At 66.1% G+C, this 12,268-nt stretch carries 12 protein-coding genes; 2 read left to right on the top strand and 10 right to left on the bottom strand.

What is annotated here, in order from left to right; genetic code table 11:
* Positions 1–2: 2 nt before the first annotated feature.
* The 4 genes from ACSQ3P_RS19580 to ACSQ3P_RS19565 are packed head-to-tail and all read right to left on the bottom strand — an operon-like array spanning position 3 to position 3,548.
* Positions 3–857: a metal ABC transporter permease gene (locus ACSQ3P_RS19580; protein ID WP_436167154.1), complete on the bottom strand. Its 855-nt coding sequence runs from the start codon at positions 855–857 to the stop codon at positions 3–5.
* The gene (locus ACSQ3P_RS19575; protein ID WP_436167153.1) at positions 854–1,714 is read right to left on the bottom strand and encodes a metal ABC transporter permease; all 861 of its coding nucleotides are present in this window, start codon (positions 1,712–1,714) and stop codon (positions 854–856) included. Before ACSQ3P_RS19575 ends, ACSQ3P_RS19580 begins: the two co-directional genes overlap by 4 nt.
* A complete protein-coding gene (locus ACSQ3P_RS19570; protein WP_436167195.1) occupies positions 1,711–2,652 on the bottom strand; it encodes a manganese/iron ABC transporter ATP-binding protein in 942 nt (313 codons plus the stop codon). Before ACSQ3P_RS19570 ends, ACSQ3P_RS19575 begins: the two co-directional genes overlap by 4 nt.
* Positions 2,653–2,675: 23 nt before the next feature.
* The gene (locus ACSQ3P_RS19565) at positions 2,676–3,548 is read right to left on the bottom strand and encodes a metal ABC transporter substrate-binding protein (RefSeq protein ID WP_436167194.1); all 873 of its coding nucleotides are present in this window, start codon (positions 3,546–3,548) and stop codon (positions 2,676–2,678) included.
* Between the two features lie 192 nt (positions 3,549–3,740).
* Between ACSQ3P_RS19565 and ACSQ3P_RS19560 the strand changes: the two genes are divergently transcribed.
* On the top strand, positions 3,741–4,199 hold the full coding sequence (locus tag ACSQ3P_RS19560) for a Fur family transcriptional regulator (protein WP_069688653.1): 459 nt from the start codon (positions 3,741–3,743) through the stop codon (positions 4,197–4,199).
* A 119-nt stretch (positions 4,200–4,318) separates the two neighbouring features.
* Here ACSQ3P_RS19560 and acs read toward each other — a convergent pair whose 3' ends face one another.
* The 6 genes from acs to tsaD form a co-directional block, all read right to left on the bottom strand.
* Positions 4,319–6,271 (bottom strand): acetate--CoA ligase, encoded by a 1,953-nt coding sequence (gene acs / locus ACSQ3P_RS19555; RefSeq protein ID WP_436167152.1) that lies wholly within the window; start codon positions 6,269–6,271, stop codon positions 4,319–4,321.
* Positions 6,272–6,444: 173 nt separating this feature from the next.
* A complete protein-coding gene (locus ACSQ3P_RS19550; RefSeq protein ID WP_436167151.1) occupies positions 6,445–6,852 on the bottom strand; it encodes an EVE domain-containing protein in 408 nt (135 codons plus the stop codon).
* The gene (locus tag ACSQ3P_RS19545) at positions 6,852–7,181 is read right to left on the bottom strand and encodes a hypothetical protein (RefSeq protein WP_092174829.1); all 330 of its coding nucleotides are present in this window, start codon (positions 7,179–7,181) and stop codon (positions 6,852–6,854) included. The genes ACSQ3P_RS19550 and ACSQ3P_RS19545 overlap by 1 nt, the downstream gene beginning before the upstream one ends.
* Positions 7,182–7,205: 24 nt before the next feature.
* Positions 7,206–7,715 carry a L,D-transpeptidase family protein gene (locus ACSQ3P_RS19540; protein WP_436167150.1) on the bottom strand — a complete coding sequence of 170 codons (510 nt, stop codon included), beginning with the start codon at positions 7,713–7,715 and terminating at the stop codon, positions 7,206–7,208.
* Positions 7,716–7,749: 34 nt separating this feature from the next.
* Positions 7,750–8,748, bottom strand: coding sequence for an NAD(P)H-dependent glycerol-3-phosphate dehydrogenase (locus ACSQ3P_RS19535; RefSeq protein ID WP_436167149.1), 999 nt, complete (start codon positions 8,746–8,748; stop codon positions 7,750–7,752).
* A complete protein-coding gene (tsaD, locus tag ACSQ3P_RS19530; protein ID WP_436167148.1) occupies positions 8,745–9,818 on the bottom strand; it encodes a tRNA (adenosine(37)-N6)-threonylcarbamoyltransferase complex transferase subunit TsaD in 1,074 nt (357 codons plus the stop codon). Before tsaD ends, ACSQ3P_RS19535 begins: the two co-directional genes overlap by 4 nt.
* Positions 9,819–10,232: 414 nt before the next feature.
* Between tsaD and ACSQ3P_RS19525 the strand changes: the two genes are divergently transcribed.
* Positions 10,233–12,254: a uroporphyrinogen-III synthase gene (locus ACSQ3P_RS19525; protein ID WP_436167147.1), complete on the top strand. Its 2,022-nt coding sequence runs from the start codon at positions 10,233–10,235 to the stop codon at positions 12,252–12,254.
* Positions 12,255–12,268 lie beyond the last annotated feature (14 nt).

Raw genomic sequence — 12,268 nt, 5'->3', positions numbered from 1 at the left:
GATCAGCCCGGTTGCTGAACCGCGCTCGCCCGCCGCGAGGCGCGCATCAGATTACCGGCGAGCGCCATCAGGAAGAACCCGGCCTGCACCACCACGATGCAAGGGCCGGTGGCGGCATCGAGGTGGAAGCTCAGGATGGTGCCGAATACGCTCGACAGCGTCGCAACGCCGACAGCGACCAGCAGCATCCGGTCGAACTGCCGTGTCGTCAGATAGCCGATGGCGCCGGGCGCGACCAACATCGCCACCACCAGGATGATACCGACCGCCTTCAACGCCGCGACGATGGTCAGCGCCAGCAGCATCAGCAGGCCGAAATGCAGCACCCGGACATTCAGGCCGATAGCGCGGGCGTGAGCCGGATCGAAGGCATGCAGCAGGAAATCTCGGCGCTTGGCCAGCATGATCGCGATGGTCGGAACCGCGATGAGGGCGGTCTCGGCGATGTCGGCCCAGCGTACGCCCAGCATGTTGCCGAACAGGATATGCATCAGGTGCTGGTCGCTATCGACCTTGACGAAGAGTACGAGACCGAGCGCGAACATGCCGGAGAACACGATGCCCATCACCGTGTCCTCCTTCACCCGGCTGTTCTCCTTGAGATAGCCGATGCCGAGCGCGCAGCTCAGGCCGGCGGCGAAAGCTCCCAGCGCCAATGGCAGCCCCGTCATAGCGGCGAGCACGATGCCGGGCAGCACCGCGTGCGAGACGGCGTCGCCCATCAGCGACCAGCCCTTCAGCACCAGGAAGCAGGACAGGACGGCGCAGACCACGCCGACGAGCGCCGCCACGATGAACCCGCGCAGCATGAACTCATGCGACAGGGGCGTGACCAGCCAGATGTCGATCAGACTCATGCCACCGGCTCCACGACACTGCGCGCGGCCCGGCGCGCCGCGAGCCGGCCATGCTTGGGCGCGAACAGGAAGGCAGCCAGGAACAGGATGGTCTGGAAGACGACGATCAGGCCGCCGGTCGAGCCGTCGAGGAAATAGCTCGCATAGGCTCCGACCGCGCTCGTCGTCACCCCCATCGCGACCGCGATGATGATGAGCCGCCCGAAACGATCGGTTAGAAGATAGGCGGTCGCGCCCGGGGTCACCACCATGGCGATGACGAGACAGGCGCCGACCGTCTGCAGCGCCGCGACCGTGCAGGCGCTGAGCAGGACGAAGAACAGGATCTTCAACCGCGTCGGCGAGAGACCGACGGCGCGCGCCTGATTCTCGTCGAAGAAGACCAGCATCAGATCCTTCCAGCGCGCGATCAGGATGGCGAGCGAGATCGCGGCGATGATCGCGACCTGGAGCACGTCCTCATCCGAGATGCCAAGGATGTTGCCGAGCACGATCGACTGGACATTGACCGAGGTCGGGTTGATCGAGACGATCAGCAGGCCCACCGCGAAGAAGGTGGTGAAGACGATGCCGATGACCGCGTCCTCGCGCAATTGCGTGCGCACCCTGACCAGCGCCATGGCCAGCGCGGCCAGGAGGCCCGAGAAGAAGGCGCCGGCCGCGTAGGGAACTTTCAGCAGATAGGCGAAGGCGACGCCCGGCACGATCGCATGCGCCAGCGCATCCCCCATCAGCGACCAGCCCTTCAGCATCAGATAACAGGACAGGAAGGCGCAGACGCCGCCCACGAGAGCCGAGACCCAGATGGCCTTGACCATGTATTGGTAGCCGAAGGGCTCCAGAAGCAATTCGATCACGACGAACGCCCCTCCTTGCCGGTCGCCCTCTCGCCGTTCTCCTTGCCGCGCGTGGTCTGGCCGCGAGTGGCCTTGCCGCCATCGGCCAGCTTCTCATGGTCGCGCTCGCCATAGAGCACGAGCGGCCGCTCATCGTCGCTGATGACGGTGACGCAGCGCGCATCCGCATCCTCATGCAAGGCGTGCCCTTCCAACCGGAAATGCCTGAGCGCACCACCGAAGGCCCGCTGCAGATTGGCATGGGTGAAGGTCGTGTCGGTCGGCCCGGCGGCCAGCACCGTCTTGTTGACCAGCACGACCTGATCGCAGAAATCGGGGATCGAACCGAGATTATGCGTCGAGACCAGCATGAGCCGGCCCTCAGCGCGCAACTCCCGCATCAGGTCGACGATCTGGTCCTCGGTCTTGACGTCGACGCCGGTGAAGGGCTCGTCGAGCAGGATGATCCGCCCGCCCTGCGCCAGGGCGCGAGCCAGGAAGACGCGCTTGCGCTGGCCGCCGCTGAGCTCGCCGATCTGCCTGCGGCGAAACTCCAGCATGTTGACCCGCGCCAGGGCGTCGTCGACGGCATCACGGTCGGCTTTACCGGCGATGCGCAGGAACCCCATATGCCCGTAGCGCCCCATCATCACGACATCGTCGACCAGTACGGGGAAGCTCCAATCGACCTCTTCCGCCTGCGGCACATAGGCGACGAGACCGCGCTTCAGCGCCTGGCGAACCTCCATTCCGGCGATCGAGACCATGCCCTTTGCCGGCTTTAGAAATCCCATCAAGGTCTTGAAGAGCGTCGATTTACCGGAGCCGTTGATGCCGACGAGTGCGCAGATCGTGCCCGGCCCGAGCGCGAACGAGGCGTCGTGCACCGCGGTGACGCCATTGCCGTAGCGAACCGTGACTCCGGCGACGACGATCGACGGGGTCGGGCCGGCGGCCATGCTCGAATTGATCGCGGAGGCCTTCACTGGCCGAACCCCTTGGCGATCGTCTCCACGGTCACCTCCAGCAATTTGGCGAAGGTCGGCACCGGCCCGTTTGCGGCAGAGAGCGAGTCGACATAGAGCACCCCGCCATATTTCGCGCCGGTCTCGCGCGCGACCTGCTTGGCCGGCTTGTCCGAGATCGTGCTTTCGCTGAACACGGCCGGAATCTTGCTCTTGCGCACGAGGTCGATCAGCTTGCGGACCTGCTGCGGCGTGCCCTGCTCGTCGGCGTTAATCGGCCAGAGATAGGCTTCGCGCCAGCCATAATCGCGGGTGAGATAGCTGAAGGCCCCCTCGCTGGAGACGAGCCAGCGCCTGTCCGCCGGCACCTTGTCGAGCCGGGCCCGCAAGGGCGCGTCCATCGCCTTGATCTCGTCGGCATAGGCGGCGGCATTCTTGGCGTAGGTCGCGGCGTTGGCGGGATCGGCCTTGGCCAGCGCCTTCCTGATGTTCTCGATATAGATCAGCGCGTTTTTGGTCGACATCCAGGCATGCGGATTCGGCTTGTCCTGATAGGGGCCTTCCTTGATGCCCATCGGCTCGATGCCGTCGGTCAGCACCGCGCTCGGCACATTCTTGACGTTCTCGAAGAATTTTTCGAACCAGCGCTCGAGGTTGAGCCCGTTCCACAGCACGAGATCGGCCGATTGCGCCTTCACCACGTCGAGCGGCGTCGGCTGGTAGTCATGGATCTCGGCGCCGGGCTTGGTGATCGACTCGACGATCGCGACATTGCCGGCGACGTTCTGCGCCATGTCCTGAATGATGGTGAAGGTCGTGACCACCCGCAGCGGCTTGCCCGGCGCCGGCTGTGCCAGCGCCGGGCAAGCCGCGGCGCAAAGGCCACCCATGACAGCAAGGGCCGACCACAGGCCCAAGAAATACAGACCCATGAAATGACGACGCGAACGCATGCTCTCTCCTGCTGGCTATCCAATCCCTTCAATAGCTATTGCAAACGAATTGCATCTGTCAATGCAATTGCAAATGATTTGCATTATCTCTGTTTTGCAAATGCGTCGCAGCCTTGCTATCTGCGAACAATGATCGGAACCGAGCAGCGCGTGGCCATTTTCGAGGGCCAGTTGAAGCAGGCGGGCTTGCGGATGACGCAGCAGCGCCGGCTGATCCTGCGCATTCTCGCCGAGGCCCATGACCACCCCGACGCCAAGGGCATCTTCACCCGCGCCTTTGAGCACGATCCGACCTTGTCGCTCTCGACGGTCTACCGGACCATGAAGCTGCTGGAATCGCAGGGCGCGATCGAGCGCCACGCCTTCGAGGACGGTGTCTCGCGCTACGAGCATGCCGACCAGCAGCATCACGACCATCTGATCGATGTCGAGACCGGGCAGGTGGTGGAGTTCTCATCGCCGGAGATCGAGGCGCTGCAGGCGAAGATCGCAGCCGAGCTGGGCTACGAAATCGTCCGCCACCGGCTCGAACTCTATGCGCGCAAGCTGCCCAAGGCCGGGCGAAAGCGCGTCAAAAAAGACGTTTGACGCGCGCCGCCATGGTCGCCCTTGTGGCGACCATCCACGTCTTCCTCAATGCGAGGCGGTGTCCAAGACGTGGATGCTCGGGACAAGCTCGAGCATGACGTCGAACCGTCCTTCTTGTCTCAGCCCGCCTTGCGCTTGTTCTGCCGGTTGGCGATCAGGTCGTCGACCACCGCCGGGTCGGCCAGGGTCGAGGTGTCGCCGAGCGCGCCGAACTCGTCCTCGGCGATCTTGCGCAGGATGCGGCGCATGATCTTGCCCGAGCGGGTCTTGGGCAGGCCGGGCGAGAACTGGATCAGGTCAGGCGAGGCGATCGGCCCGATCTCCTTGCGCACATAGGACACCAGGTCCTTGCGCAACTCCTCGCTCGGCGTCTCGCCGGCCATCAGCGTGACATAGGCGTAGATGCCCTGCCCCTTGATGTCGTGGGGATAGCCGACGACGGCGGCTTCCGAGACCTTGGGATGCGCCACCAGCGCCGATTCGACCTCGGCGGTGCCCATGCGGTGCCCGGAGACGTTGATCACGTCGTCGACACGCCCGGTAATCCAGTAATAGCCGTCGGCATCGCGCCGGCAGCCATCGCCGGTGAAATACTTGTTCGGATAGGTGGCGAAATAGGTTTCCTCGAAGCGCTTATGGTCGCCATAGACCGTACGCATCTGGCCGGGCCAGCTCTCGGCGATGACGAGGTTGCCCTCGCAGGCGCCTTCCAGGATCTTGCCTTCGGCATCGACGATCTCGGGCTTGACGCCGAAGAAGGGGCGCGTCGCCGAGCCGGGCTTGAGCTTGGTCGCGCCCGGCAGCGGCGTGATCAGGATGCCGCCGGTCTCGGTCTGCCACCAGGTATCGACGATCGGGCAACGGCGGTCGCCGACGACGCGGTGATACCACTCCCAGGCCTCCGGATTGATCGGCTCGCCGACCGAGCCGAGCAGACGCAGCGATTTGCGCTTGGTCTTCTTCACCGGTTCCTCGCCCGCCCCCATCAGCGAGCGGATCGCGGTCGGCGCGGTGTAGAAGGTGTTGACCTTGTGCTTGTCGATCACGTCCCAGAAGCGCGAGATCGTCGGATAGGTCGGGATACCCTCGAACATCAGCGTCGTCGCGCCGTTGGCGAGCGGGCCATAGAGGATGTAGCTGTGCCCGGTGACCCAGCCGACATCGGCCGTGCACCAGTAGATGTCGCCGTCATGGTAGTCGAAGACGTATTGATGCGTCATCGACGTATAGACGAGATAGCCTGCCGTCGTGTGCAGGACGCCCTTGGGCTTGCCGGTCGACCCGGAGGTGTAGAGCAGGAAGAGCGGGTCCTCCGCCTTCATTTCAACGGGCGGGCAATGGCCCGAAACCTTGGCGGCCTCGTCATGGTACCAAACGTCGCGGCCGTCGACCATATGAGCGTTGCCGCCGGTGCGCTTGACCACGATGACCTTGCCGATGCCGCCCTTGACCTTGGGGTCGGCAGCATCGACGTTCTTCTTGAGCGGCACGGGGCGGCCCCCGCGCAAACCCTCATCGGCCGTGATCACGATCTTGGAATCGCTGTCCTCGATCCGGCTCGCCAGTGAATCGGGCGAGAAGCCTCCGAACACCACGGAATGGATCGCGCCGATACGTGCGCAGGCGAGCATCGCATAGGCCGCCTCGGGGATCATCGGCAGGTAGATGGTGACGCGATCGCCCTTCTTGACCCCGTTGGCCTTCAGCACGTTCGCGAACTTGCAGACCTCGGTATAGAGCTGGCCGTAGCTGATCTTCTTGGATTCCGAAGGGTCATCGCCCTCCCAGATGATCGCGGTCTGCTTGGCCCGCGTCGCCAGATGCCGGTCGACGCAATTATAGGCGACATTGGTGGTGCCGTCCTCGTACCACTTGATCGAGACCTTGCCGGGCTTGTAGCTGGCGTTGCGGACTTTGCCGTAGGGCTTGAACCAGTCGATCCGCTGACCTTGCTCGCCCCAGAACTTGTCCGGATCCTTGATCGAAGCCGCATACATCCTCTTGTATTTGGCGTCGTTCAGATGCGCCTTCTTGGCCCAGGCGACGGGCACATCATAGATAGTCTCGGACATTATAGGCGTCTCCCCAGACCTGGGCCGTCTGAATTGCGGCTTCGGGGGCGCATCGCGGGATTCGCCTCGTCCGCTTGGTTTGAATGCGCTGCATCATAGTCCCGGCAGCCAAGGCGGCAAGCTGGGCGACCTCGCACTTTCGTTTCAAAGACTTTCGGCTGCTGCGCCGGAGTTCAAAGACCGCCCATCTTGCAGACCAGCGCCCATTCCTCGTCGGTCACCGGCTGCACCGAGAGGCGGAAAGAGGTGACGAGCGACATCTTGGCGAGCTTCGGCTCCGCCTTGACCTGCGCCAGCGTCACGGGCTTCGGCAATGGCTTTACCGCCTTGAAATCGACCAGCACCCAGGGCTCGCCCGGAATCCAGATATAGGCCTCCTTGATCACCTCGACGATGCCGACGACCTCGAGCCCCTCATTGGAGTGGTAGAAGAAGACCTGATCGCCCTGCTTCATCGCCATCAGGTTGAGCTTGGCGGTATGGTTCTTGACGCCGTCCCAATGCGTGCCCTTGGCGCCGGCCGCGACCTGCTGTTCCCAGGACCACTTCACCGGTTCGGATTTGATCAGCCAATGTGCCATCAGGCCTCTTCCTCTTTCATCGGGCTCGGCGGTTTCGAGGCCGCTTGCCCCTGCTCGTTCCAGAACCGCACCATCTCGCGCGTCAGGGCGGCATAATCCTGCGGATCGAGCTCGACCCGGACCTCACCCTCGCCAAAAGGCAGGATCAGCACGAAGCGATGCGTATCCTCGGCGCGGCGGCGGCGATGCTGGATCACCGGGCCGGCCGGCACACGGCCCGCCAATGCCACCGGCAGGCTCTCGGCGACAAGCTCGGAGCCCGTCGTCTTGCGGACTTCGGCGATGCCGCGCGCCACGCGCTTCGTCAGGTCGGACCAGTCATTGGCCATTGCCGCCTCCTTCGTCCCGACGCCTCATGGCCGGATCTCCACGCGCGCCCCGTCCGGAACACGCGACCAAATCTCGCGAATCTCGGCATTGGTGACCGCAATGCAGCCATCCGTCCAGTCGCGGTTGCGATGCAGCCCGGCGAGCCAACCGAGGCCATTGCGGATACCATGGATCATGATGTCGCCGCCGGGCGAAACGCCGGCCCGCAGCGCTGTCTCGCGCGCCTGCTGATCCGGATAAGAGATGCGCAAGGCCAGGTGATAGCGGCTGCGCGGATGCTTGAAGTCGACGGCATAGACACCTTCCGGAGTCCGGCCGTCACCTTCCCTCTGCTTTTGGCCAATGGGATCGGAGCCCAGCGCCACCGCATAGCGCGCCAGTACTTGGCCATCCCGCTCCAAGGTTAGCTGCCGCGCGCCCTTCTCGATCAGGATGCGCGTCGCCTGCTCGTTTTGAGCTGCAAGCACCGGGGTCGTCCGCAGGAGTTGAGAGAACTCCAAGCCCAAGGCAAGGACGAGCCCGGCCGAGAGCAAGATCGCAGCTCGCTTCAGCACGCTCCGGCCCGCCTCAATTCTCGGCGCGGATCGGTCGTGCCAGGAGCCCGGCCACCGCCTCGCGCACGCCGATCTCGCCTGCGATGATCGCCGCGACCGCATCCGCGATCGGCATCTCGAGCTTGTGCTCACGCGCGATCCGCGCCAGCACCGAAGCGGTGAACGCTCCCTCCGCCAGCTTGCCGCCCGAAGCCTCCGCAATCGGCCGCCCCTGCCCCAGCGCCAGGCCGAAGGCGAAGTTGCGCGATTGCGGCGAGGCACAGCTCAGCACGACATCGCCCAGCCCCGACAGCCCCATCAGCGTCTCGCCTTGCGCGCCGAAAACCTCCCCGAAGCGGCGTAATTCGGAGAAACCGCGCGCCACCAGCGCCGCCCGAGCGCTCTCGCCATAGCCGAGGCCAATTGTGATCCCTGCTGCGATGGCGAGCACGTTCTTGGCCGCCCCGCCGATCTCGACGCCGCGCGGATCGGCACTGTGATAGATGCGAAAGGCCGATGAACTCAGCGCCTCCGCCAGGGTCCGCGCCAGATTCGCGTCCTGCGCGGCCAGCGTCACCGCCGTGGGCAGGCCGCGTCCGATATCGGCGGCGAAGCTCGGTCCCGACAGGATCGCAGCCGGCGAGCCGGGCCAGGCCTGCGCGATCACTTGCGTGGTGAACAGGCCGGTCGCCTGCTCGATGCCCTTGGCAGCCGAGATCACCGGACGTCCGGCCGGCAGCGCCCGCGCCAGTCCCTCGCAGACCTGCCTCAGGCTCTGCGTCGGCACCGCGACCACGAAGGCGCCAACGCCGCTCAACGCCGCGAGCGATGATGTCGCGGAGATCGCCTCCGGCAGCATCACGCCCGGTAGGTGCGGCGTCTGGCGGGTCTCCCGGATCGCCGTGATTGTCGCCGCGTCGCGAGCCCAGAACAGGACCTCGCGCCCGGCGCGCGCCGCGGCCAGCGCCAAGGCCGTGCCATAGGCGCCGCCGCCGACAATGCCAATGACCGAAGAGGCCGTGAGCCCGCTCATTCCCCGGCCTTGAGGTCTTGCGGCGCAAGATCTCGCGGCCTGAGCTCGTCCAGCGGCCAGCGTGGACGGGCGACCGCGCTCATGTCGTCGATCAGCCCCAGGCGCAGCCGCTCCAACCCGGCCCAGGCGATCATCGCGCCATTATCCCCGCAGAGCGCGACCGGCGGCGCCACCATCGGGAGGCCGGCCTCGGTCGCAAGCCGCGTCAGCCCGCGCCGGATCGGCTGATTGGCGGCGACGCCGCCCGCCACGACCAACGCCGACGGCGTGATGTCGGCGGCGCGGCAGGCGCGCAAGCCAGCCCGTGTCCGGTCGACCATCACATCGACGACCGCCGCCTGGAAGGAGGCGCATAGATCGGCGACATCGCGATCCGACAAGGGCGCGATCCGCTCGGCGACGAGGCGCACTGCCGTCTTGAGGCCAGACAGTGAGAAATCCGGATTCGGCCGGCCGCTCATCGGGCGGGGAAAGTCGAAGCGCTCGGGATCGCCCTTCTCCGCCTCGCGCTCCACCGAAGGGCCGCCCGGATAGGCCAGGCCCAGCATCTTGGCGATCTTGTCGAAGGCCTCGCCGACAGCATCGTCGATCGTACCGCCAAGCTTGAGATAGTCGCCGACGCCGCGCACGGCGAGCAATTGCGTGTGCCCGCCCGAAACGAGCAGCAGCAGATAGGGAAAGGCGAGATCGTCGGTCAGTCGCGCCGTCAGCGCATGGGCCTCGAGATGGTTGATCGCGATGAAGGGTTTGCCCGTCACCAGCGCAATGGCTTTTCCCGTGGTCAGCCCGACCATGACGCCGCCGACCAGCCCTGGACCAGCGGCGGCCGCGACCGCATCGATATCGGCAGGCTTGAGCCCCGCTCTCTCGAAGGCGCTGCCGACGATGCGGTCGATCGCCTCGACATGGGCACGCGCCGCGATCTCCGGCACGACGCCGCCAAAGGCCGCATGTGCGGCGATCTGGCTCAGCACCTCGTTCGACAGGATTTTTGCCTCGCCGGAGCGCGTGACCTCGACGATTGCGGCCGCGGTCTCGTCACAAGTCGTCTCTATGCCCAAAACTCGCATGATCGGCCGGTTGGTCTCGCAGCAGCTGTGACGGAATAGGCGGGCGCAGGAATTCAGTCGTGAAGAACCGGCAGTTTCGCGCCGGGAATTCCCCCGTATAGTGCGCGAGCGAGCATAAGGCCAAGGGGCCGTTATGCGGCCGGGATGCCAAGCTTGGAATACCAAGTCTGGGATGCCGGTCTGGGACGACACATCCGGAGCCGCCGGCAGAGCGGCCATTTGAGGGGGGACCTAGGGCATGGCCGGAATCGCAACCCCGCTCCGCGACAAAACCCCGAGCTGCATCGTCATCAGTCCGAATGGCGGCCCAGCCGCGATCGCTAACCAATTCGACGGCGAAGGCGGGCGCGGACTGCGCGTTCATGCTTCAGATGGGAGTCCGGCCTGATGATACCCGGCGCGAGAGGAGACCGTATGCGCATACTCGTCCTGAGGCCGCAGGCCGATGCCGAGCGCAGCGCCCGCGCGGTTGCCGCGCGCGGCTGCGAGCCGTTGATCGCGCCGCTATTCACGGTCGTGCGCCTGCCTGAGCCGGCGCCGGCCGGAGATTTCTCCGCGCTCGTCCTGACCAGCGGCAATGCGGTAAGCGCGCTCACTGATGCGCCCCTGGGCTGGCGCGACCTGCCCGTCTTCAGCGTCGGCGCACGCACCGCCGGCAAGGCGCGTGAGGCCGGCTATGCCGATGCCCGCAGCGCCGACGGCAATCGCCATGACCTGATCGATCTGATCAGCCGCAATCTGCCGCCGCCGTCGCGGCTGCTCCTGATCGCCGGCCGGGACAACCATGAGGATGTGCCGCAGCGCTTGCGGGACGCCGGTTACGACGTGACGATCTGGACTGCCTATGCAGCCGAGGCCGTGGCCGCGCTCCCGGCGAATGCAACTGAAGCCCTGCGTGACGGCAAGGTCGATGCCGCCCTGCATTATTCCCCGCGCGGCGCCCGAACCTTCCTGGCGCTGGCGCGGCAGGCCGGCCTCGCCGAGCCTGCTTTGGCGCTGACCCATGTCGCGCTCTCGGCAGACGTCGCGGCGCCATTGATCACGGCCGGAGCCAGCACGGTGCTGGTCGCCGAACATCCGGAAGAGGCCGGTCTGCTCGCCGCCCTCGATCAAGTGTCCGCTCGCAATCGTCTGCGCGACGATGTTAGAGACGAACCGGCTGCGACGACAGGCGTCGAGACGGAGACAGGCCCGATGAGCGAGCCCGACGCTGAAGCGATGAAGCGTGGCCGCGCCCGCCGCACGCCGCCGACCATCGATCTGAAGGCACAGGACACGTCAAAGGCACAGGACACGTCAAAGGCGCAAAACACGTCAAAGGCGCAAGACGCCCAGCCATCCGTAGACACGGCGTCCGCAAGCGCAGCCGCGTCTGAGGCCGTGCTGCCGACCGAGGCGCTGCCCCAGGAATTCGTCGCGCCCGATTTCGCAGCGCCCGAGACCAAGCCCTCGGCCGCGCATGCCGGCTCGCACGATGAAGGATCGCACCGCGCGGGTGCTGCCGAAACATCGTCTCTCCCGGAGACGAAATCGCGCCTGCCCTGGCCGGCCCTGGCGCTCGCCGGCATCGTCGGCGGCGTGGTCGGCACCGGGCTCACCATGCTCGCCTGGAGCCGCGCGACGCCTGCCGTCGACGTTACGCAGATCGCCGAGCTCCGCGCCCGGCTCGACAGCCTGCAAGGCGCCACCACCGCGCTCGACCGCAAGGCTGATGCCGCCGTCAAGGCCGGGACGGAAGCGCAGGCCACCGCGACCCGGCTCGTTGAGCAGGCGAAGGCGCAAGGCCCCCAGAGCGCCGATGCCGGTGCCATCGCAAGTTTGACTGCCCAGGCCCAGCGCGCCGAAGCCGCCGCCAACGCGCTCGGCCAGCGGCTCGGCACAGTCGAAACCCTCGCCAAGACAGCCTCCGCCCCCAGCCCGCAGGCCCTTGCCGCCGCACGCATCGTCCTGGCCGAGCGCATCCAGAGCGCCATCGCCTCGGGCCAGCCCTTCGCCAGCGATGTCGCCGCGCTCGTCAAGGGCGGCGGCGCGCCCGAGCAGATCGCGGCGCTGAGCGCGGTCGCGACGACCGGCGCCCCGACCCGTGACACGCTGCTTACGCAATTCCGCACGCATCGAGCGATGTTCGCCAGGGAAATGACGCCGGCGACCGCCAACTGGCAGGACCGCCTGCTCGGGCTCGCCAGCCGCATCGTCACGATCCGGCCTGTGGGCGACACCGGCTCCAATGATCCCGCCACATTGCTGATCCGGCTGGAGAACGCGCTGGCGAGCGGGAATATCGTTGTGGCGGCCGGCCTCTGGAACCAGCTGCCCGAGCCGGCGCGGCGCGGCAGCGCCGATTTCGGCACGGCTTTGCAAAAACGGGCCCAGGCAGATGCCGCGATTGCAAAAATCGCACAGGATGCCGTCGCCGCGCTCGGCGCGGCGGGCTGACGGAGGATAGAGTT

Source organism: Allobosea sp. LjRoot9, assembly GCF_964252745.1.
Classification (GTDB): domain Bacteria; phylum Pseudomonadota; class Alphaproteobacteria; order Rhizobiales; family Beijerinckiaceae; genus Allobosea.
This window is presented reverse-complemented; position numbering and strand designations above follow the sequence as displayed.